This is a genomic window from Winogradskyella sp., assembly GCF_003712105.1.
Classification (GTDB): Bacteria; Bacteroidota; Bacteroidia; order Flavobacteriales; family Flavobacteriaceae; genus Winogradskyella.
In genome coordinates this window covers 205514-227205 of record NZ_RHLG01000003.1, presented here as the reverse complement: position 1 = coordinate 227205, position 21692 = coordinate 205514, and the positions used below count along the sequence as shown (strand labels likewise).

Here is a 21692-nt window from a genome sequence, read left to right as displayed (position 1 = left end):
ATGGCGCTAATAAAACATAGTATTATAGAAAGGACAATATGTTTTGTTTTAAAATTCAATGTCTTATAATTGGATTATCAATGAAATATAATTTTTGTTTTTTATAATTTATTATTGTTCTCTTCTGTGCAAAAAACTCAAAACCTAATATGCCATCTAGTTTTGTGCCAAAGGCCTCACTCATGGTATTTAGATTTGCTAATACGGTTTTCATAGGACCAAAGTATATAGCGTTGTTTAATTTTACTCTGTGCAATTTCCCTGCCATTATCGATTTATTTTTTCCACTTGCACCGTAGAGTTTAACAGGTTTATTAGGATAAAAATACTTTAAAATTTTTGAATTTAAACTCTTATTAATCTGATTGAATTCTGCACCTGAGTCAAGTCCAAATTTAACCTTATGCTTATCCACGTAGGCATCTAGGACTATAGCATGCTTTTTAAGTTTAAAATTTACACTGTCTATTATTTTTTCTGCATAAACCTTTTTTGATATTTTATCTCCTTGTTTATCAATTTTTGAAAGGGTTATCTGATTAAGATAGGTGTCAATAAAAATTTCAAAATCTTTCAATACATTAAAGCCTATGATTCCTAATAGATCTATGCGTTTTACTTTTTCAAAATGCGAAAGGTCAATGACATCAGCATTAATTTTATCTAAGCTAACCTCGTTAAGGTGAAATACCTTTAAAAACTTCCTTTTGGTGTCATAGATATTACTATTCACACCAAATGTTTGTTCACTGTCTTTCTGAGATAGTTTACTAGATTTAAAATGGGCACTATTTAAAATGAGTGTTTCAGAACCTGTGTCTATTATAAAATTCCCTTTTTGATCTAATAACTCAGCTTCTACAACTATGAGTTGGTCAATAACTTTAAATGGAATTCGGGTTGTATTCTCATTAATAAATTCTGCCTTCAAGAATTTAATAGGTGGTTTTGATGTATTTGCATATACATTAATGGATAGTAATGCAAAAAGGATGATTTTGATTGATGAAGTCATAAAATAAATTGATTGATATATAACTATAGACTTAAAATTACAATACAATGTTACAGAACTAAGGCACTATAAGTGTTTTTTAACATAAAGGTTATTTAAATGTTGAAATAAATCTTTTAATTGCACTTTTAATATATGGCAGAATTCATAAAAATATACCCCGAAAATCCAAACCCTCGAGCTATTCAGAAAGTTGTTGATGTGCTTAAAAGAGGTGGTTTGGTAATTTATCCTACTGACACAGTTTATGGTCTCGGCTGTGATATCACAAATATTAAAGCTTTAGAACGTATTGCCAAACTAAAAGGAATTAAATTAGAAAAGTCTAATTTTTCTTTTATATGTAAAGACTTAAGTAATCTCAGTGATTATGTTAAGCAAATTGATTCTTCAACCTTTAAAATATTAAAGCGTGCATTACCTGGTGCTTATACCTTTATTCTTCCAGGTTCTAAAAACTTACCAAACCCTTTTAAAAAGCGTAAGACTGTTGGTATTCGCGTGCCAGATAATAATATAATTCTCGAATTAGTTTCGGCATTAGATAACCCAATTGTTTCTACATCTATACGAGACGATGATGATATTTTAGAATATACTACTGATCCTGAATTAATTTACGAGAAGTGGCAAGGTATTGTAGATGTTGTAATCGATGGTGGCTTTGGTGATAACGAAGCCTCAACAGTGATAGACTTATCTCTAAGCGAACCACTTATAGTGAGAGAAGGTAAAGGAAGTTTAGAGATTTTTTAGGCATTCACCGATACTGGTACATTTTTTCTTAGCGTGTAAAATAAAGCTAGAGACAAAAGACCACAAACTAAAAAGCCAGAAAATAAAGGCGTTACTGAATCAGTTACATATTTGCCAATATAATCTGCAATGGGTACTGCCATAACTGTAGATATAAACCCATTGAGTGCAGAACCTATGCCAGCAATATGCCCCATTGGTTCCATTGCCAATGCTCTTAGATTTCCAAACAAAAATCCGATTGTAAAAAATTGAATTGCAAAAAATCCAATTAGTACTGCTATACTTGGCTTGTCTCCATTGTATAGCAGTAAGAACACAAGCGATATTATTATAAAACTTAACATTGAAATATGCACAATTCGCTTCATACCATATTTTACAACAAGTTGACTGTTTAAAAAAGTGGCAAGCCCAACAGATATAGCTAGACTGGCAAAAATTAAAGGAAACTCGTCAGCCATATCGTATTGGCGTTCAAATATGCGTTGTGATGTACTCAAATACACCATAAATGAACCCGTAATTAACCCTGAAAGTATCGTGTAGATTACCGCTGGTTTTATTTTGAAAAACGCAATGGTTCCATCTTTAAAAATTGATAAGCGATAAGGTATTTTGTATTGAGGTTTTAATGTTTCGGTTTGTCGTAACCAAAACCATAATATGACTAAAACACCAAAGACAAGATTAAAGGTAAATATAGATTTCCACTGGTAATGCTGCATTAAAAACTGTCCAAGCGTTGGGGCAACTACTGGTACTAAAATGAATACCATTACGACTATAGATAGAATTTTTGCCATATAATCGCCACTATAAGAATCTCTAACCATGGCGATACACATGGTTCTTGGGGAAGCTAAGCCGATACCCTGCAGTATACGGCCAAATAGCATCATTTCAAAATTCTTTGTGGTAATACATATTATAGAAGCAATTACAAAAACTATAAACCCAACATATACTATTGGTTTACGCCCAAAACTATCTGATAATGGGCCAAAAAGAAGTTGCCCAATACCAAGACCTAAAAAAATAGTAGTGATTATTTTGGGAGTCTCTTCGGCGTTTTTTACGCTTAAAAAATCGCCTATCTCAGGTAAAGCAGGTAAAACGGCGTCTATAGATAGCGCTACAATAGACATAAGTGCTGCCATTAAAATCACAAATTCTCCTTGAGAACGCTTTTGTCTATTCATGGTGCAAAAATACTGTAAATATTAGCTATTTTTATTGAACCGAATTCCTTTTATGAATATCACAATACTTAAATTAAATCCTAACCATGGTTCAGTCATTAATTAAACTATTTCACAGAGATTTAGATGCTGTAAAAAAAGAATTAAACGCTTATAATAACGAAACTGTTATTTGGAAAGTTGATAAATCTGTGAGTAATTGCTCAGGTAATTTAGCACTTCATTTAGTAGGTAATCTTAACCATTTTATTGGTGCTACACTAGGTAATACTGGTTATATAAGACAACGCGATTTAGAGTTTTCGCAAAAAGATGTTCCAGTTAATGACATCATTGCGATGTTAGACGATACAAAAACAATGATTGCAAATACACTTAATAAACTGTCTGACGAAGATTTACAAAAAGAATACAGAAGGAATCCGTTTGAGGATTATATGACCACTGCGTATTTTTTGCTACATCTTAAATCGCACCTTGCATATCATCTTGGACAAATTAATTATCATAGGCGTTTACTTGATTAAGAAGAACATTAATTATAAAAACCCACCATAATTTATGGTGGGTTTTCTAAAACAAATCGTTTAATTTTTAATTAAACACTTCAAAATTGATTTCCCTTGGAATCAATTTACTTTTAAATGCTGTTTACTAACAAATGCAATTAAAGCTATTCAATCTTTAAAAGAATTATAATTTACTTGTACAGCAAGATTCATCATTACATTGACAATATTTTTTATTGTATAAGTGCAAAATAACTAAAGCAATAGCTGGTATATAAATTGCACTTTCTGGTATTGCTAGGATGCTAAAATGTTCATTCATGATTATAAAACATAGTACAAACCAACTCGCCCAAAGTGCATATTTTATATTCTTATTAGTACTGTGCCTCGTTGACCAAAACACAGCAATAAATGAAATACAGACAAATACGACATCAAAAGCTTTCCACCATAATGGGGACGCATGTCCGTGGTTATGATGCACTGAACTATGTGCTAAAAAAATAAATGGAGTAGCTAAGCAATGGATTAAGCATAATGTACTTGCTATAGCTCCAATATAATCTGAATTGTTCTTACGAAAAGTTGAATTTAAAGCTATCATTAATGATTTTTAAATAAATAATGGCGGGCAAAATTTTAACAAAACCAAATAAGTAATATCAACTCTATTACATTTAAGTATACCCGCCATTTTTAACAATACTATTAACGACAACTATCAATCGTTAATGCAACTTGGTTGCAAATATATTATAAAATTTGTTATTGCATACTTGTTGCATTAAATTTGTTTTATGAGTATTAAGAGAAAAACAAAATCTTTAAGTATTATTTTATCAATATTTGAGAACCGCGATGCTGCACTTTCTGTTGTTGATTTGGTAGAAGAACTTAAAGGTGATATGAATAAGACCACAGTATATAGGATTTTGGAACGTCTTGAAAATGAAGGTACAATACATTCGTTTTCAGGCACAAATGGATTAAAATGGTATGCTAAATGTCATCAATGTTCATCAGGTCATCATAATGATGTGCATCCACATTTTGAATGTAAAGACTGTGGAAAAGTTGAATGCTTAGAGGTTAATATCTCAATTCCAAACTTCGAAAATAGAAATATTTATACTGCTGATATACTCTTAAAAGGTCAGTGTACAGATTGTCTGAGTTAAAATATTTATCTCCTTATATGGAAAATTCAAAATTATTAGTAAAACGAATTGTGTTCTTATTCTCAAGTATCTTAGTTATAGCAGTTCTATTACTAGTGCTAATACTATCAAAATAAATTAAGATTATTTGTCTTTGAATTTCGAATCCCGTTGATGATTTTTAATAGCTTTTCTTGAAAGTACAATACCAACAATCAAAGAAATAAATGCACCAATAGATATCCCTGGTATAAAGTTGATAAACAAAAAGAAATCGTAAGCACCATGGAATATGGTTGCTAGTAAAAGTCCAGTAAGATTTAACTTGGCTTTGTTATTCGAAAACTTTGCTTTGCCCATGTAATATCCCATCAGAATGCCAAAAGTTGCATGTGCAGGGACAGCTGTAAATGCACGTAATATAGCCGTGCTAAACCCACCTTCTAAAACATACATGATATTTTCTGTACATGCAAACCCCATGGAAACCATAACAGCATACACAATGCCATCATAGGGTTCATTAAAATCTTTTTTGGGTTGAGCATAGTAGCGCACAATGATATATTTACTGAACTCTTCGGCTAATGCAACCACTATAAATGCTTGAACAAATTGCTGCCAAATACTGAACTTATCTGTTAACGGAATAAGATTACCAGTAAAAACGTAAAGTATGAGTACGATAAGAATACTTATAAACGCCCCTAACAAAAAGCTTTTTACTAATAGGCCAATAGGCTCTTTTTCATATTTATCCTGAACATAGATATATGTGATTATGGCTAATACAGGAGCTACAGCTAAGAGTAATAATTGCATTATTGGATCTGAGATTTAATTGTATTCAAAACAAACTGATAATATGATGTATTAGAAGCTATAAAGTGCGAATTATTTTCACTAGACTCTAATAAATTTTCAAACTCATTAAAAGTAACCAATTTTAAGGCTTCGACCTCATCTGGTTGGGGTTTTAAACTATTTAATTCTTTATTAAGCTTGGCAATATAGATTTGATGGAACTCAAAATCTTTGACCTTTCCATCATCATAAATTGATTCGTGTAAATGCGTTCCAATTTTAATCAGTTCACTTTCGGTCAAATCTAATCCGATTTCTTCTTGACATTCTCTAATAGCAGCAGTTTCAAAAGATTCACCAGCATCGATGTGTCCTGCTACTGAGACATCCCATAATAATGGATATATCTTTTTCTTTTTGGAGCGTTGTTGTAATACTATTTCACCGTTTTCAGTAAATAACCACAGATGAATGGTATTATGGTACAAACCGTTTTTATGGGCTTCAGACTTTAAAGCTATTGTACCAGTTGGTTTACCTTGAGAATCAACTATGTCTATTAATTCATCCATTAACACTCCGCTTTAAGATATCATACAATACATCAAAATCTGCTTTTGTATTAAATATGTGGCACGACACGCGCATATAGTCTCCTCGAAAAGACAAGTAAATATGATTAGCTTCTAGCTTAGCTTTCAACTCATCTTTATTAATGTGCTCAGGAATTTTAATACCAAACAAATGCTTCGCTCTTAAAGACTTATCACTACTCTCAAAACCAAAACCATTCAATTTTTCGAGACTATCTTCACTTATGCTATTGCAATACTCTTGTAAGTAAATAGGATCAATTTTAGAAATCTCATTAAGTGCTGCAGTTTGCATTTTAACATAAATAAAGCTGCCACTTTCACCTACAGCATATCTGCTAGCTTTAGGTTTATAATTGGATTCATATTTTGTTAGTCCAGCCAAATATTCGCTATTGAGTCTATTGGTCCAATTCTGTTCTATTGGTTTGCCATTGTCAAAATAGGGCCCGTAATAGGCGTAAGCACAACCATAAGGGCCAAATAGCCATTTGTAGCCAGCGCAAACTAAGGCATCTGGTTGTATGTCTTTAACAGAAAAGGGTAGTGCACCTATAGATTGACTCCCATCAATTACAAATAATGCGTTGTATTTTAATGTCGCTTGTCGGATAGCTTTTAAATCGAAAATAATTCCGTTAGCCCAGTGTATTTGTCCAATAGCGACTAAAGCAGTTTTTGGGTTAATTGCGCTTAGAATATTGGCATTCCAATCTTCTGGAGCTTCAGGCTGTTTTACGGTTACAATTTTAGCGTTATAAGTATTAGCAATTTCTTCCCAAGCATAATAATTGCTCGGAAATTGCTCTTCAACAATTACAATTTCATCATTAGCTTTTAATGAAATATTGTTAGCAACGTTTGCCATGCCATAAGATACAGAAGGAATTGTCACCACACGATTATAATCGTCCTCATCAATAATAGTCGCAAAAAGCTTTCTTAACCTGGTAACAGGTTCAAATAAATCGGAAGAAGGTTTTAGTTGTGGATTACTTTTTCGTTTTACGGCTTCAATACCAGCAGTTTCAACAGATTGAAAAGCAGGTGAGAAGCTTGCGGTATTTAGATATACAATATCTTCGGGAAGATTAAATAATTCTTTAGCAGGTTTAAGCATAGTATGTCATAAAAAAAAGCTATCAGACAGATAGCTTTAAATTCAATTTTTATTTAAAATAGCTAAATGTTTCGCCGTCTTCGATCTTCAGCAATGTTTCGTAAATTAAGCGTATTACATTTTCTACATCATCTTTGTGAACCATTTCAACTGTAGTATGCATATATCTTAACGGTAATGAGATTAACGCAGAAGCTACACCACCATTACTATAAGCAAAAGCATCGGTGTCTGTACCTGTAGCTCTAGATAATGCAGCCCGCTGAAATGGAATTTTCTTTTCTTCAGCTGTATCAGTTATCAAATCTCTAAGTTTTTGCTGCACCGCAGGAGCATAAGCAACAACAGGACCTTTACCAATTTCTGCTAATCCTTGTTTTTTAGGGTCAATCATTGGTGTCGTTGTATCGTGGGTCACGTCTGTTACAATAGCCACATTTGGTTTAATGGTTTCTGTAATCATTTCTGCACCACGTAAACCAATTTCTTCCTGCACTGAATTGGTAATATATAAGCCAAAAGGTAATTCTTTTTTATTTTCATGAAGTAAACGCGCTACTTCAGCAATCATAAAGCCACCCATACGATTATCTAATGCACGGCACACAAATTTATCTTTGTTGAGTACATGAAACTCGTCAGGATATGTAATGACACACCCTACATGTACGCCCATTTTTTCAACTTCAGCCTTATTTTTTGCACCTATGTCTATACAGATATTATCTGGCTTTGGTGGTACTTCTTTTGCACGACTACGCGTATGTATCGCTGGCCATCCAAACACACCTTTTACAATACCTTTTTTGGTATGTATGTTTACAACTTTACTAGGTGCTATTTGGTGGTCGCTTCCACCATTTCTTATCACATATAGCAAACCTTTATCAGATATATAGTTAACATACCACGAAATCTCATCTGCATGTCCTTCAATGACAACCTTATACTTAGCTTTAGGGTTAATTACTGCTACTGCTGTACCGTAAGTATCTGTGATAAATTCATCGACATAAGGCTTTAGATAATCCATCCACAATTTTTGTCCTTCCCATTCGTAACCAGTAGGTGATGCATTATTAAGATATTTTGCTAAAAAGTCCATCGACTTTTTATTAATTATTTTGCGTTTCGCCATTTGTTTAAAAATTTGTTTAAAAATAACAATATTAATACTAAATATAAGGTTATAGTATCTATAATTATTAATTTTGAATAGCTCTAAATCTTCTTTTTGGAATGGTTTTAGTTGCTAAGACAATTATGAGACAATTAACGTTACTTTTTGTTTGCTTCCCGTTGTTCATTATGGCACAAATACAGCCTATTGAAACAGATTCTATTGCGGAAAAATATTTGATTATTGAGGGCGATTCTATACCAAGACGTTTCATTGATTTAGAAGAGGTTTTGGTAATGCCTAGAATGAAATTGGCTACAAGAGATGAACGCATTCGATATTATATATTAAAGCGAAAAACTAAAAAGGTGTATCCTTATGCCAAGTTGGCTTCTGAACGTTTAACCGAACTAAGAAAACGTTTGGATGAATTGCCTAAAAAGCGTCAGAAAAAGAAATATGCCAAGCGAATTCAGAAATATATCGAAGGAGAGTTCTCTGCTGAATTGAAAAAACTCACAAAAACTGAAGGCCAGATACTAATAAAATTAATTCATAGGCAAACAGGAAAGACAGCATTTCAATTAATAAAAGAACTACGCAATGGTTGGCGTGCCTTTTGGTTTAATAATACAGCTAGCTTGTTCGATATTTCTCTAAAGCGCGAATACGAACCTCTCGAAGTCGAAGAAGACTTTCTTATTGAAGATATTCTACTCAGAGCGTTCCAGAATGGTGTTCTTGAGCGCCAAGCACCTGCTTTTGAAATAGACTATTACGACTTAACAGATAAATGGGTTAATTCTAAATCTGTTGCCAATAAGCAATGAGTGTACAAACAAAACGTGAAGAGCTATTAAATGCTTGGTCTCATGGTATTGGTGCAATACTTGGAATTATAGGATTGGTATTGCTTATACTACGCGTAGATATGGCTAAACCTTGGCATCTTTTCAGCGTTATTGTGTATGGCCTTTCAATCATCATCCTATTTTTGGCTTCAACACTTTATCATTCTGTTTTAAACCCAAAACTTAAAAGAAGATTTAGGATTGTAGATCATGTAAGTATATATCTTCTTATTGCTGGTACTTATACACCAGTTTTATTAATTCTTTTGCCTTATAGTTTAGGATGGGAATTGTTCTATGCGGTTTGGGGAATTGCTTGCTTCGGTTTAGTGTTAAAGCTGTTTTTTACTGGACGTTTTGAGGCGTTTTCAACATTACTATATCTGGTAATGGGCTGGCTCATTGTTTTCGATTATTCTACCTTATCAGACTTGATACATCCAAATGGATTATACTGGTTGTTTGCTGGAGGTTTTTTCTATACTGTTGGCATTGTATTTTATGCAATCCACAAAATTCCATATCATCATGTGATATGGCATTTCTTCGTATTAGCAGGAGCTATTTGCCACTTTTTGATGATATACCTTCATGTCATTTAAAGCAGAGGTAGAGTATTAGTTTTTAATAAATATAAAATCGCCACCTTCATCACCTGCATTATAAACTTTACCGTATTGTGGGATTTGTTTAGTGCGACTATTATTCATTACAGCAATTTTAAATTTAGAAAATAATTGCTCAGCAGAAAGATACTGCTGCTCATTTTGTTTGAGCTGCTTTACTAAATAATCTAGAAATACACTTTTATCTGGAACCTCAGTTAATGTACCACTAGTTATCGCCACTCTGCTTGGGGCATTGTATAGCTGAGCTATAGCGGTATCTTCATCAGAAAATGCTGCACGACTTTTAAAAATGCTGCCCGAGAAGCATGCATCTGTAATTAAAAGAATATGTTGCGATGGTATACCTTTCATGTAATCTCTAATTGTACTATTAGATATGTAAGAACCACGCATTTGTTTTTTAGCATCTGATGGTAACCAATAACCTTGCTCAAAGTTTTCATCCCAAAAGCCATGACCAGCATAGAAGATTAGAAGATTATCATTTTTATTTAATGTATTAGCTAGCTTATCTAATTCGTTAGTAATACCAATTTTAGAGGGGTTCTTTAATACAACTACGTTTTTAGAATTAAACGCATAGTTTTTGGTAAGAACATCATATAATTGCTGGGTATCATCTACAGGTTGATCTAGATTAGTAATCTTAGTATCGTCGTAATCCTCTATGCCAATTAATAAAGCATGATAGGTCCCAATTTCGGTAGGTACAGTGTTAGTCGTACTAACAGCATCTGAGCCTCTTAACTTCTCATTATTACTAGACGCATTATTATGAACTACCTTTTTAATTGTATTGTCCTTTTTGGTAAAATAGCTGTCTAAGTCTTTATATAAGTTTTCCTTAGGAAGTTCCACAGCAATATAAGCGTTATATTCACCTTTTTCGTTTTGTGTAAATTCCTGGCAGACCACAGACATGCCGCGTAATTCTTCCTGAACTTTAGAAACTATAGATTGATTAAAACTATCCTCGGTTAATTCAGTACGTGAAGAGATATCTGACTTAACTAAACTAGCTAGCAAATTTTGTGCTTGAATTCGAGCCTTTGACCTAGCCATAGAAAGATTTCTAGAAGTACCACTTTCGAAAGCCCTGTAATGGTTCTGATCACTCATGTAATTAGAACATGGAATTTCAATTTTTGTAGATTTTTTTTGAGCTATTAGCGGTCTGGTTCCTATAAAAAGGAAACAAAGCGTAAAATAAACAGTAAGAATTTTTATTCTCTGAAGCATATAAGTTAACGCAATTTTGCTAAAGATACTTTTTTTAGCTTATATAACTTAAACATGCTGATCTATAAGAATGGTATTGCCATCTGGGTCAAGCATAGTAATACTCTCTGGCCCTGTGGTGTTTTCATCCGCTTCTTTAATCAATTTAACTCCAGAAGTTTTTAGATGTTTCTGAATAGCCCTAACATCATCGTATTGCTCTAAGTTTTCAGCATTTTGATTCCAACCTGGATTAAAGGTTATAATATTACCTTCAAACATACCTTGAAAAAGACCAACTATAGCATCTTCATTTTTTAGTATTAAATAATTGTGTTCTATGTTTCCGGCAAAAACTGTAAATCCTAGATTCTCGTAAAACTCTTTTGAAACGTGTATATCTTTAACACTTAGACTAATAGAAAAAGCACCTACTTTCATGATTAAGATTGATTTAGAAGTTAGACTTCAAATTAATCAAAAAAACTAAAATAGATGCTAGTCTTTGTTATTTCTTGTTAATGAATGGTATATCTTTTCGATAAAACCATAATGTAATAAGGGCTAATATAAATGTAACAACAGCAGTGTAGAATAATATTCCGCCATCTCCTTTAACCTCAATACCAAGTTGCGTAAGATGCATCATAATTGCACCTCCGATAATTCCTATGACCATTAATGCGCCAAACCATACAGTTCTTGGAATTAGTAATAATATGCCGGCAATAAGCTCAAGAATGCCAATACCAATTCTGCCATATGGCTCCAAGCCAACCTCTGTAAAGATGTATACACTATCTGGATGCGCAGTAAACTTAAAGCGTAACGTTTGTATTAGTATTACTGCTATTGCGATTCTGATTATGAGTTTAAAATATTTCATTTTGTATTGATTTTATTTAGTGATGCTTATGTCGATATTACAAAATAAAACTTTCAATACAGCGATAGAATTAATTTTTAATTAGTTGTTATTTAAATCTTTAAAATAGCGCAACTCTTCAATAATACCTTTAATTACAATACCTGAAATAAATAATATGGAAAGTATACCAGAGATTAAAAAATAGGTGTAAACAGATTCAGAAAAATAAGACTTAAAGTATGGAAAGAGTTTACTCATTCCGAAAATATAGACTAGAAAACACAACGGCGTAACTACAAAATGAATGTAAAAGCGACGCTTATAATGTAATTTGAGATAGTTACGATATGTTTTACTATCTAATGAAATTAGCTTCTTCTCTTTAACATGCAATGACATAAATTCTATAATAATCCTGAATAAAAGGCTGGAAATCATTAAGGTTAGTCCTAAATTGAAGTCATTCCATCGTTTCATGCCAACATAAATAATATACGCTATTAATACTAACACAGTAGTAGCCATGACTGCTATCCCAATGTATTGTCCTTGTCGTTGTTTTTTTGCTTTAGAGATGATGTCTAGCGCTTCAGGTTTGCTAATGTCTAATCCCTGATTATCCCATAATTCGTTTAATAGATTATTTTCCATTAGTAATACATTTTAAAAGTGATTTTCTAATTCTGCTTAAGCGTGTTCTTAGTGTACCATGTGCAAGGCCATGGGTTTGGGCTATTGTTGTTTGTGGAATATTTTCTAATTCTAAAAGAATAAGTCCTTTATTTTGGGGTGTCAACTTATCGATACAGTGATACATTTTTTTAATTTTTAATTCTGTTTCTTTTTTTGGTTCATCAGATTCATATGCATTTCCCAACTCCTTATCTATTGAGATCATTTTTTTTCGTTGCCGTAAATCACTTAAGCACGTATTTACTGCAATTCTATATATCCAAGTATCTATGGAAGAATGTCCTTTGAATGATTTTCTATGCTTCCAAACTTTTATGAATGTTTCCTGTAACCATTCTTTAGCCAAATCTTCATCGCCATTGGCATATCCTAAGCATAGTCTGAGAATTTTGTCTGAGTACCTGTTATAAATCTCAGTAAAGTCGTTTTCTATGGTCATTCTTGTAATGATAAAATCTCATTTATTTGTTCAATAAACCATTTTGGTTTGTCTAACATGATAAAATGCGCTGCATCTTCCGCAAAAATTAGATTGTATTCCTTTAAATTAGAATATTGTGATTTATAAGTCTGTGTTACCATTGCTTTACCATAGGGGTTTGTTGCAGCAATTATAGTAACTGGTATAGTAATTTTATTCAAATCGTCTCTCATGTCTAATTTAAGATAATCTGTATAACCATATACATAAGTTTTACGGTCTGCTTTAACAATCCATTGTTTTATTTTTTCTTGGGCCTGTTCATTAGTGCTCATATTTTTTGACATAGTAGTTGCCATGTGTTCAAATTCACTTTTATCCATGGCTAGCTGCTGATTATTATATGGACTATTGTAAACTAAATTATCTGGATTGAAGTTTGGAATCATCAAAGCGCCTGCAGCAGGTAACCCATCAACAACTATTATTTTAGACACTTTTGTATTATCTCTACTTGCCAGCCAAGTGGCTATTGTTCCACCTAGGCTATGTCCAATAACCGTAAGATGTTCTAGATTATTGTTATTTATATAGTCTTCAATAGACTGATTTACTTTAGGTAGCCAAGGAAATTCTATAGGTGCTTTATTATCGAAACCCGCTAAAGTAATGATGTGGCACTCATACCTGTTTTTTAAGTTTTCTACTAAGGGATTCCAGATACTTCCTGGTACTGTAAATCCTGGAATTAATAAAATTGGTTCGCCAGAACCCTTTACTTCAACATGTATTGCTTCTGTAGTATTGGCATCGACCTGAAACGAGACGAAAGTTATAACAATAAGGAATGCGATTTTTTTCATGATTTCTAAATTTTGATTTTCCTTTAGATGCAGAAATCAGAAAATGTTACATCACACTTAAAATTTATATTTAAATATGACTAATATTCTATCTGTCATTACTAAGTTTACTGTAAACAGCTAAGTCTGTATATCTATTACCAGTAAGTAACTCACCATCACGTTCTATGCCCTCAAATTGAAATCCTAACCGCTCAGGAATTTGCTTACTCTTTACATTTTCAACAGCACATTTAATTTGAATTCTATTTAAGTGCATTTCATTAAAGGCAAAATCGCATAATGTTTCAACAGATTTTGACACGATACCTTTTCCCTGAAAATCTTGAGAAAGCCAATACCCAATTTCGGTTTTCTTGTTTTGCATATCGGTATCTTTTAGAGATATAATTCCGGCAAAATTGGTATTGTAACTAATTGTAAATGTGTAATCGCATTTGTCTTGTGTTGGATTTAAAACAGAATTAATAAACGCTTCAATATCATTTATACCAGTTGTAGTTGCTACAAAAGGCAACCATTCTCCCAAATACGTTCTCTGGTTATCAATGGTGTTGAAAATTATACTAGCGTCTGATAATTGTATTTCTCTTAATTCAATATTTGAATCTACGTTTAATGTCATAAACAGGAATGATAAATTTTGAAGCGGAATTTACCAATAACTAATAACATACAATTGGTTTTTATTGATAAGTTAGATAGCGTTTTTCAATACGTACAAGCGTGTCATTAAAATACATTTGACGCTCTGTCCATTCCTTATCTGGGTTTAGCTTTATATACTTCCATGTAAAAGTGCCATAAAGACTATCATTTTCATCGTATTCCACAAGCGAAGTAAACTCATCGTATTGATTGTAAGTATAAATAGAGTTTGGTTTAAAAACAGAATCTGTAATTGGTCCTTTTTCTTCAATTTTATTGTTGTCTTTCCATTTGTGCATATAGCCTTCAATAAAATCGCCTGATGGTTTGTAAGATTCACTTTTAATAATCTTGCCATTTCCATCATATTCCATTGTGACATATCTCACTAATTTATTGGTTTTATTTATCCAATTTATTTTTGTTTTGTTACCATTGGTATACTCATTATTAAATTGCATCATCACTGAATCATCTGCATTGTAATATGTGGATTTTGTCTCGGTACCTAATGAATCAAATTCTTTGATAATATAGCTTGATAACGAAGTACTGTCTTTGTTGCCATTGTACACTCTTATCCGTTCTATTTTAATATTGTCTAGAACCGAAACCTCTTCAGCTTTAATACCTTTATTTTGGTTGCAAGACGTTAGTAAAGCTATGCATAACACAGCGACACCCTTTAATGTTTTAAGATTATTCATTTTTTGAAATTAAGTTATGTTTTGTAAGAAAGTCAATAATTGTAATCTGAACACTAGGAGAAATCCTGAAGAAACGCCAGTAAGATGTATTGCCTTCTAGTGTTACATATTTACCTTTAGTTTCGGTACCATGTTCTGCATCATATGCAACCATAACCTCTAACAGATTTTGTCTACCATTAGAGAAATAGTCTTTAAGTGTTTTTACATTTTCTTTGTAAGGTACAATCCAATCTATTTCACCGAAAATAGCTAAATATGGATTGTTGAAGTTTTGTAATACATTTTTTGGATCATAGTTGTGTCGTCTTACCCACAAACTATCAATAGCTTGATAACTACTAGGTACATCTGTATCATCAAGTAGCTCATTCCAACCTTCATTTTTGCTTTTGTCTAATAATATTTTAAAACGATCGTAATTATCAACCGTTGGTTTAGCATCAAACATTAAGCTCGTATATTCAGTTATACTTTTTTTAGCTTCATCTGAAAGTTTATAAAAGTCTAATCCATATTTCATGGACTGTAATTGTTGATCTTTAACAGATGTTGATGGCCCAACAACAGCAATCATAAAATCAAAATCAGCGCCATCTTCTTGGGCTTTATTCATTACCCAACCGCCAGCACTACTGCCAAGAATTCCAATATTGTCAAACTTATTATTATGTTTTTCAAGATACTTTTTGCAAGCAATAACATCACTAGCTAGATCGGTAATAGTCGCAGTGTTACAATCACCATTAGATTTACCAGTACCACGTTTATTAAACACCAGAACCGATATGCCATATGACCTTAAAAGTTTAGCATATAAATCATATTTGGTAGAACCAGCATAGCAACCGCGACCTCCAACAAGAATCATTGCAGTTTTACTCTCAGCCATGGGCTTATGCAAATGCCCAAATAATTCGATTTCACCATTTTTAATGGTTACAGCTTCGGTTGTATAAGTTTTTGCAGGAGGATTAGGAACCTTTTTTAGATGTACATATATTAAAGGGATTGTATTTTCTAATGCACCTGTTAGCTCGAGTGACTTTTGGTCTAGACGCATAATCGCTTTACCATGACCAGTATTAAACTTAATATTGCCAAGAGAATCGATTTCAATCGGTAGAAGAAACTCACCAAATTGCGGATGCCATTCTTCTATTATTTGAAGTGATAGCATCTCATCGTCTTTTTTTAAAAACTGAATATCAAACTTTTGGTAGCTATTGTTTTTTATAAATGCGCCTTGCCAGCAGCCATTAAGGGATTCAAAAATCTTAGATGAATCATCTTGAGCCTGCAATGCGTTTTGCAACAGTAGTACTAGTGTAATATATAAGAGTGATTTATATGTCATAATTTTAAATTAAGGTCTTCAGCAGATATGCTCTTGATATCTTCACCGTTGGTATATAAAAATTGTCTGTTGTTGTTTACTAAATAAGCATTCCATCCGTAGGGTAGTGCTTCTATCTTTTCTGGTAAAGACCATTTCGGTTTTGTTTTACTACCGTTATTATAACTTATAAAGAATCCCTGCTGAGAAGTATCAGTTTCTAAATATCTTGTAAAGATGATGAACTTCATTTCTTTGTCCATATATGGACTGAATTCAGTAGCATCCAAAGTATTTAATGTGTCAAACCTATCTGTAATTTTAAGCACATTTTCATTGAGTTGTGCTTGCACAATATCACCATTATTATCATTTACGTAGAAGCAAAGTTCGTTATCAGATAACCAATAAAAATAACCACCAGTTATATTAGAGTTCTCAGAAAGATTAATAGGTGTTGACCAATTGTTACCGGTTTTTACGGTAAGCCAAATATTCTCTATATCGTTTTCCTTTTTTGAATAGATTATTTTAGCACCGGAAGGCGAAATCGCTCCATTATATATACTGTCTAGGAGATTAATTTTTTCTGTTTTATAAAATAGATTGCTGCGTGTTTTGCTTAAAAAACCATATTGAATATTCCAGTCTTTTGTTTTTGTTTGGAATACGATTTTTTCATCTTCTGTAAAGCTAAAAACATTCTCCGACCATACTTTTGTAGATAATATGTTTGGATAATAAATACTGTCAGCCGCAGTAAATTTTGAATTGTAAAACAAGGCTCTACTCTGAACTTCTCTAACAGTATCTTGCATTATTTTACGACGGGTAACCCAATCGCTACTATCATTAATGGAATCGTACTCAAAATGTCTATCATTGAATACTTTACCCTTTGTATTAGTGAAAAATATTCGTTTTGGATCTCCATTTAAGTTATATAACGTAGAATCATAGCCATGTACTTTATCACCTTTAAACTCTGCTCTAATGGTTTTTCCATCTTCGTTTAAAAAATCTGTCATTGTATAATATACTTGCCCCAGAGAATCTAACCATTCTGTCACTTGTGTTCTATCGTCAATAAATCTTACGTTCTCAATATCATAATCCATTTCACCATCTTCACGATATTTAGCACCAATATGTTTCCAATTTTCATCATACTCATAGATATATTCTGTTGTGACTTTTTTAAGTGAATCTAGCTCTATCCAACGATGAGGTATTCCATTATCAAAATAATAGGTGAGTCTGTATTTAAAAGGCTTGGCGTCATTACCTTTTGGGAATTTATAATAATTGATTGTTTCGAAACGCAACAATTCTGGAGGATTAGTAATCGTCTCTTTAGAGGTACAACCAAATAGTACAAAGCCAATGACAATGAGAGTAAGGGATGAAGATTTCATGTCTTAGTATAATTGAAGTTAGCTCATTAATTAAATTGAAGTACAATTTAAAATAATATCGGTTTCAATAAAGTTAGTAAAAATGCTCGAATGTTAATGCCATTTAGAGTCTTTGCTCTTATCAACAAGTTGTTTTAAAACATTGAGATCAACATCGGCTAGCTTATTGATATATAGACATCCTTTTCCCCATTTGCATTTACCAAGGTTTTGGAGCAGTTCTTCTTCTTGATTAATATCGAAGGTTAAATAGACCGTCAATTTAGATGTTCGTGGGGCAAAACCAATGTTAAACCATTCAAATTCTTCCTTACCAGACTTACGCTTGTATTTGTATTTACCAAAGCCAATTAAAAAATCAGGAACTTTTTCATTACCCCAGATTTTTGGTTCGTATCCAGTAACCGAACTTATGAGTTCAAGAAGTGCATAGCTGTCGTTTCTTTTCGATTGGTTATCGATGCTATCAATAAATGCAGAAACACTTCTATTGGTTTCTTTGGTAATTAATCCAGCCATTTTATATGTTCTCTAATGGTTATTTATCTTTTGCAAGTCTGAATCCAGGTCTCTTAAATGTAGGCTCAACAAAAGCTCTACTAGCAGAACGTGAATGCCAGGGATCGGCATTATAGCTTCCGCCACGACCTACTTTATTTTTGCTAATTTTTGCACCTTTTGGGTTACTGCTTTTTTTACTTGTATATGCGTCATACCAATCGCTACACCATTCCCAAATATTTCCATTGATGTCATAAACACCTAGTTTATTTGGCTCGTACGAGCCAACAGGTGCTGTATAAGCAAAACCATCATTATGACCTTCCCAAATATTAGTTCGTGATGTTTTTGATTTAAATGCTTCATCTGCTAAGTTTTCGTTAGTTGGATTTCCATTTCCCCAAGGAAATACGCCTTTTTCGCCACCATTTCGTATCACATATTCAAATTCTGCTTCCGTAGGTAATCTGTAGGTTTCATTCATTTCTTTATTCAACCATTTTATATATGCAGTTGCATCATTCCAAGATGTATTTATAATCGGATGATTATCAATCCAACCCCATTCTGGTTTTTTAGGCATTTCTCTTTTTGTAGCTATACAAAACGCTTTATACTCTGCTACCGTAATTTCGTATTTAGCGATGTAAAAATCACTTATTTCAACAAGATGTTCTGGTTTTTCATCACCTTCGCCATCATTTTGACCCATAGTAAATGTGCCACCTCTTATTTCTACCATTTCTGGTACTTTAGGAGTTGTGTCTAATAATTTTATATTAGAAGAAAATCCCGTTAGGATAACAGAGATTATGACAATTATACCAATGGATTTTAGTTTATAATATTTATGCATTTCTAATTAATGAATTATTAAATAAAGTGAGAGATTAACTGAGATATAGTTATAAAGTTAGTCTTTTTATTTAGAATACGTTCGGTGGATTCTTATTGCGACTGTAGATTAATCCAATCCATCAGTTCATCCTTATTAATGGCATCCCATGTGGCTTGCGCATTCTTGTTTTGAGATGAATTGTCTTCTGGTCGCAAAACAATTAGGTCTGTATTTTCATTGCCTACCAGTTGCAGCTCTGCTAAAAACCCAACCATATCAGTTGCGTTATTTTCATATAAGGTTCTATAATATTTAGTGAGTCTATATTTTATTGAAGGTTCTATATAAGCTCTTACAGCGTAATCTTTATAGATTTTTATGTTTCTATTCTCTTCATCAAAATAACTGTAAGGTGAAAAGTTATGATAATTCTCAGGAGCAGTTTTGGGTGTGCCTTTTAGATATGTTTCTAACATATAATTTATAAATTTTGGCTCCCAAAGGTTAATACGATTGATTTTTATATCGCGTTGATGTTGATGCCATTTTCTTGTAAAATCAAGAGTAAAATTACATATAACTATCCCTTTTATATTAAGTTGAAATGCATCATCTTTAAAGTGTTTAATGTATTGTAACGCTCTATGACCAACTAAACTAGCACCTAATAAAAAGACATTATCATTCGGTAAATTATATGTTTTAAATGCTTCTTGAATCAACTTGTGAGTTGAATTCATCGATGCTTCAGTAAAGTAGAAGTCAAAAGGAATTTCGGTTGAAACGGACAATACAGCAAATCCTTTTTCTGAAGCTTGTGGATATAACTGCTTTGCACTTTTGTTCTTTTTGTCATAACCAGAATCCTCAAGAAAAATGAGCACACCTTTAATTACTTTTTGATCTGGAAGCATTAAAGTATAACCACTTTGAATGTATGGCATAAAGTCATTTGCGCCTGTTCCTATTCTTAACATCTCTTTTTTTAGCGGCTGGTAATGCTCAACTACGTTTTGGGAAAAAGATGTGATGCTTAAAAGCGTCAGTAGTAATAAGAAGTATGCTTTCATCAGTGTTTCTTGTATTTAAATATACATCTTATTAAGCACTTTTTATATCTGCTGTAATTATAATATATCCTGCATCTAAGTAAGAATCAGATAAGATAGGTTTATTAATCAGAAACCATAAGCTTTTTTTGCACTTTTGATTTGTTCGTCTTCGGTTGTTTCTGGGTAAAGTATATACCTAGGTGCAACAATAGGTTTTACACTTTCCATAGTAATTTCAGTAATAGAAGTAAATGGAAATTTGCCTAGTGTTATCTTTGTCAAAATGCTTTCCATCAAAGAGAATTCTGAATCATTGTTTCTTACAATTCTGGCCGTTCCTTTAATCTGAAACCCTTTTTGTATCAGAATATCAATAAAACTCAAACAAATATTATTATTGACATTTATATTCTGTAAGGATTGTGGAGATGCAATATTTGCAATTATAATTTTATCAGATTTGTAATAACTAAATATTTCTTTAGGAGAAACATTAGGCACACCATTCTCGGAAGCCGTGGCTAACCAACAGAGTATACTGCGATCTATATATTCTCGTATGTCTTTAGTTAGTTCCATTTTTAGAGGTTATTTATAATGTAGAAAAGTGTCAATTTTCTATACACAACGACTCATAATCATCTGCTAGGTTTCGTAAATGTTTACCATATTTCGGGAAATATGCGCCTTCATTAATCTTTTCAAGCAGTTTAGGACAACCTTTAAATGCACGTTTTGCCGAGCGTTTAAATCCCTTGTGAGAATTATAATTTAGTAAACTGATATCGCTATTAAGTGGATCAGACGCTTTGCTTTGTATATATATAAGCTCGCTTTGCGGATAATAACCTTCCCATAAAATATCTTCAAATAGGCGAACATTGTCATTCTCATAGCGTAGGGCTTGTAAACCGTTAGCAACGCCACCACCTTTATTTTTTAAAAAGTATACACGTAGTGTGTCTTTCAAAAAGGTTTTGTCTGTAGAATATTTAACGTTATGGGTGACACCGCGCGTTAGCATAATGAGTTTATTGTAATACAACTCTGCGTATTTCACCTTTACCTGTTTCCAATCTCTGGTAGTCTCTTCTGTGGGGCGTTCTTTCGTAAATACAATATGTTTACTAGACGTTGGATCTGGGAAACCATAACCAGCCACAACGCTATCGTTCATTGAGTGGTAAATAAGTTTTACAAAATACTCTCTTGATAAGTCTTTCTTTAGCTCACGGCGACCAAACTGTGCCTGAACATTTCCGATGAACACACAACTAAAAATGAGTGTAAAAATTGTCTTTTTCATTAGCGATATTAAGATCATAACAGAAATCTTTTTCATGATTTTGTTATCATCATAAAAATATGAAAAC

The 21692-nt window shown here is 32.6% G+C and carries 27 protein-coding genes; 5 read left to right on the top strand and 22 right to left on the bottom strand.

What is annotated here, in order from left to right:
• Positions 1 to 55: 55 nt before the first annotated feature.
• Positions 56 to 1015: an aspartyl protease family protein gene (locus tag ED556_RS08945; RefSeq protein WP_296322403.1), complete on the bottom strand. Its 960-nt coding sequence runs from the start codon at positions 1013 to 1015 to the stop codon at positions 56 to 58.
• A gap of 135 nt (positions 1016 to 1150) precedes the next feature.
• Here ED556_RS08945 and ED556_RS08940 point away from each other — a divergent pair, with 135 nt between their 5' ends.
• Complete coding sequence (locus ED556_RS08940) at positions 1151 to 1771, top strand: L-threonylcarbamoyladenylate synthase (RefSeq protein ID WP_296322401.1); 621 nt, start codon at positions 1151 to 1153, stop codon at positions 1769 to 1771.
• Here the strand turns inward: ED556_RS08940 and ED556_RS08935 are convergent.
• Complete coding sequence (locus ED556_RS08935; protein ID WP_296322398.1) at positions 1768 to 2973, bottom strand: multidrug effflux MFS transporter; 1206 nt, start codon at positions 2971 to 2973, stop codon at positions 1768 to 1770. The two genes, ED556_RS08940 and ED556_RS08935, sit on opposite strands and share 4 nt — an antisense overlap.
• Positions 2974 to 3059: 86 nt before the next feature.
• On the opposite strand from ED556_RS08935, the gene ED556_RS08930 reads away from it, so the two are divergent.
• On the top strand, positions 3060 to 3500 hold the full coding sequence (locus ED556_RS08930) for a DinB family protein (protein WP_296322396.1): 441 nt from the start codon (positions 3060 to 3062) through the stop codon (positions 3498 to 3500).
• Between the two features lie 166 nt (positions 3501 to 3666).
• Here the strand turns inward: ED556_RS08930 and ED556_RS08925 are convergent, their stop codons facing one another.
• Positions 3667 to 4089 carry a MerC domain-containing protein gene (locus tag ED556_RS08925; protein WP_296322394.1) on the bottom strand — a complete coding sequence of 141 codons (423 nt, stop codon included), beginning with the start codon at positions 4087 to 4089 and terminating at the stop codon, positions 3667 to 3669.
• 193 nt (positions 4090 to 4282) lie between these two features.
• On the opposite strand from ED556_RS08925, the gene ED556_RS08920 reads away from it, so the two are divergent.
• Positions 4283 to 4663, top strand: coding sequence for a transcriptional repressor (locus ED556_RS08920; RefSeq protein WP_296322390.1), 381 nt, complete (start codon positions 4283 to 4285; stop codon positions 4661 to 4663).
• A gap of 123 nt (positions 4664 to 4786) precedes the next feature.
• Here ED556_RS08920 and ED556_RS08915 read toward each other — a convergent pair whose 3' ends face one another.
• Genes ED556_RS08915 through ED556_RS08900 form a run of 4 tightly spaced genes read right to left on the bottom strand, consistent with a single transcriptional unit; the run spans position 4787 to position 8297 of the window.
• On the bottom strand, positions 4787 to 5464 hold the full coding sequence (locus ED556_RS08915; protein WP_296322388.1) for a PrsW family glutamic-type intramembrane protease: 678 nt from the start codon (positions 5462 to 5464) through the stop codon (positions 4787 to 4789).
• Positions 5464 to 6018 (bottom strand): NUDIX domain-containing protein, encoded by a 555-nt coding sequence (locus tag ED556_RS08910; protein WP_296322385.1) that lies wholly within the window; start codon positions 6016 to 6018, stop codon positions 5464 to 5466. The genes ED556_RS08915 and ED556_RS08910 overlap by 1 nt, the downstream gene beginning before the upstream one ends.
• Positions 6011 to 7159 (bottom strand): aminotransferase class V-fold PLP-dependent enzyme, encoded by a 1149-nt coding sequence (locus ED556_RS08905; protein ID WP_296322382.1) that lies wholly within the window; start codon positions 7157 to 7159, stop codon positions 6011 to 6013. The genes ED556_RS08910 and ED556_RS08905 overlap by 8 nt, the downstream gene beginning before the upstream one ends.
• Before the next feature lie 49 nt (positions 7160 to 7208).
• The gene (locus tag ED556_RS08900; protein WP_296322379.1) at positions 7209 to 8297 is read right to left on the bottom strand and encodes a M42 family metallopeptidase; all 1089 of its coding nucleotides are present in this window, start codon (positions 8295 to 8297) and stop codon (positions 7209 to 7211) included.
• Positions 8298 to 8467: 170 nt separating this feature from the next.
• On the opposite strand from ED556_RS08900, the gene ED556_RS08895 reads away from it, so the two are divergent.
• Entirely contained in the window at positions 8468 to 9109 is a 642-nt protein-coding gene (locus tag ED556_RS08895) for a DUF4294 domain-containing protein (protein ID WP_296322376.1), read from the top strand.
• The gene (locus ED556_RS08890) at positions 9106 to 9732 is read left to right on the top strand and encodes a hemolysin III family protein (protein ID WP_296322373.1); all 627 of its coding nucleotides are present in this window, start codon (positions 9106 to 9108) and stop codon (positions 9730 to 9732) included. The genes ED556_RS08895 and ED556_RS08890 overlap by 4 nt, the downstream gene beginning before the upstream one ends.
• A gap of 15 nt (positions 9733 to 9747) precedes the next feature.
• On the opposite strand, the gene ED556_RS08885 is transcribed toward ED556_RS08890, so the two are convergent.
• From ED556_RS08885 to ED556_RS08815, 15 genes are all read right to left on the bottom strand, one after another.
• The gene (locus ED556_RS08885) at positions 9748 to 10998 is read right to left on the bottom strand and encodes a caspase family protein (RefSeq protein ID WP_296322371.1); all 1251 of its coding nucleotides are present in this window, start codon (positions 10996 to 10998) and stop codon (positions 9748 to 9750) included.
• A 48-nt stretch (positions 10999 to 11046) separates the two neighbouring features.
• Entirely contained in the window at positions 11047 to 11418 is a 372-nt protein-coding gene (locus tag ED556_RS08880) for a VOC family protein (RefSeq protein WP_296322369.1), read from the bottom strand.
• Between the two features lie 67 nt (positions 11419 to 11485).
• The gene (locus tag ED556_RS08875) at positions 11486 to 11863 is read right to left on the bottom strand and encodes a DoxX family protein (RefSeq protein WP_296322367.1); all 378 of its coding nucleotides are present in this window, start codon (positions 11861 to 11863) and stop codon (positions 11486 to 11488) included.
• A gap of 81 nt (positions 11864 to 11944) precedes the next feature.
• Positions 11945 to 12496, bottom strand: a complete 552-nt coding sequence (locus tag ED556_RS08870) for a hypothetical protein (protein WP_296322365.1) — start codon at positions 12494 to 12496, stop codon at positions 11945 to 11947.
• A complete protein-coding gene (locus ED556_RS08865; protein WP_296322362.1) occupies positions 12486 to 12977 on the bottom strand; it encodes an RNA polymerase sigma factor in 492 nt (163 codons plus the stop codon). The genes ED556_RS08870 and ED556_RS08865 overlap by 11 nt, the downstream gene beginning before the upstream one ends.
• The gene (locus ED556_RS08860; protein ID WP_296322359.1) at positions 12974 to 13822 is read right to left on the bottom strand and encodes an alpha/beta hydrolase; all 849 of its coding nucleotides are present in this window, start codon (positions 13820 to 13822) and stop codon (positions 12974 to 12976) included. Before ED556_RS08860 ends, ED556_RS08865 begins: the two co-directional genes overlap by 4 nt.
• An 88-nt stretch (positions 13823 to 13910) precedes the next feature.
• Positions 13911 to 14447: a GNAT family protein gene (locus tag ED556_RS08855; protein WP_296322356.1), complete on the bottom strand. Its 537-nt coding sequence runs from the start codon at positions 14445 to 14447 to the stop codon at positions 13911 to 13913.
• Between the two features lie 61 nt (positions 14448 to 14508).
• Complete coding sequence (locus tag ED556_RS08850; RefSeq protein ID WP_296322353.1) at positions 14509 to 15177, bottom strand: hypothetical protein; 669 nt, start codon at positions 15175 to 15177, stop codon at positions 14509 to 14511.
• A complete protein-coding gene (locus ED556_RS08845; protein ID WP_296322350.1) occupies positions 15170 to 16534 on the bottom strand; it encodes an alpha/beta hydrolase in 1365 nt (454 codons plus the stop codon). Before ED556_RS08845 ends, ED556_RS08850 begins: the two co-directional genes overlap by 8 nt.
• Positions 16531 to 17928, bottom strand: coding sequence for a hypothetical protein (locus ED556_RS08840; RefSeq protein ID WP_296322347.1), 1398 nt, complete (start codon positions 17926 to 17928; stop codon positions 16531 to 16533). The genes ED556_RS08845 and ED556_RS08840 overlap by 4 nt, the downstream gene beginning before the upstream one ends.
• Before the next feature lie 93 nt (positions 17929 to 18021).
• A complete protein-coding gene (locus ED556_RS08835; RefSeq protein ID WP_296322342.1) occupies positions 18022 to 18447 on the bottom strand; it encodes a DUF1801 domain-containing protein in 426 nt (141 codons plus the stop codon).
• A 19-nt stretch (positions 18448 to 18466) separates the two neighbouring features.
• Positions 18467 to 19285, bottom strand: a complete 819-nt coding sequence (locus ED556_RS08830) for an SUMF1/EgtB/PvdO family nonheme iron enzyme (protein WP_296322339.1) — start codon at positions 19283 to 19285, stop codon at positions 18467 to 18469.
• Positions 19286 to 19377: 92 nt separating this feature from the next.
• Positions 19378 to 20337 (bottom strand): hypothetical protein, encoded by a 960-nt coding sequence (locus ED556_RS08825; protein WP_296322335.1) that lies wholly within the window; start codon positions 20335 to 20337, stop codon positions 19378 to 19380.
• Between the two features lie 108 nt (positions 20338 to 20445).
• Complete coding sequence (locus ED556_RS08820) at positions 20446 to 20898, bottom strand: pyridoxamine 5'-phosphate oxidase family protein (protein WP_296322332.1); 453 nt, start codon at positions 20896 to 20898, stop codon at positions 20446 to 20448.
• Between the two features lie 31 nt (positions 20899 to 20929).
• Positions 20930 to 21661, bottom strand: a complete 732-nt coding sequence (locus tag ED556_RS08815; RefSeq protein ID WP_296322327.1) for a hypothetical protein — start codon at positions 21659 to 21661, stop codon at positions 20930 to 20932.
• Positions 21662 to 21692 lie beyond the last annotated feature (31 nt).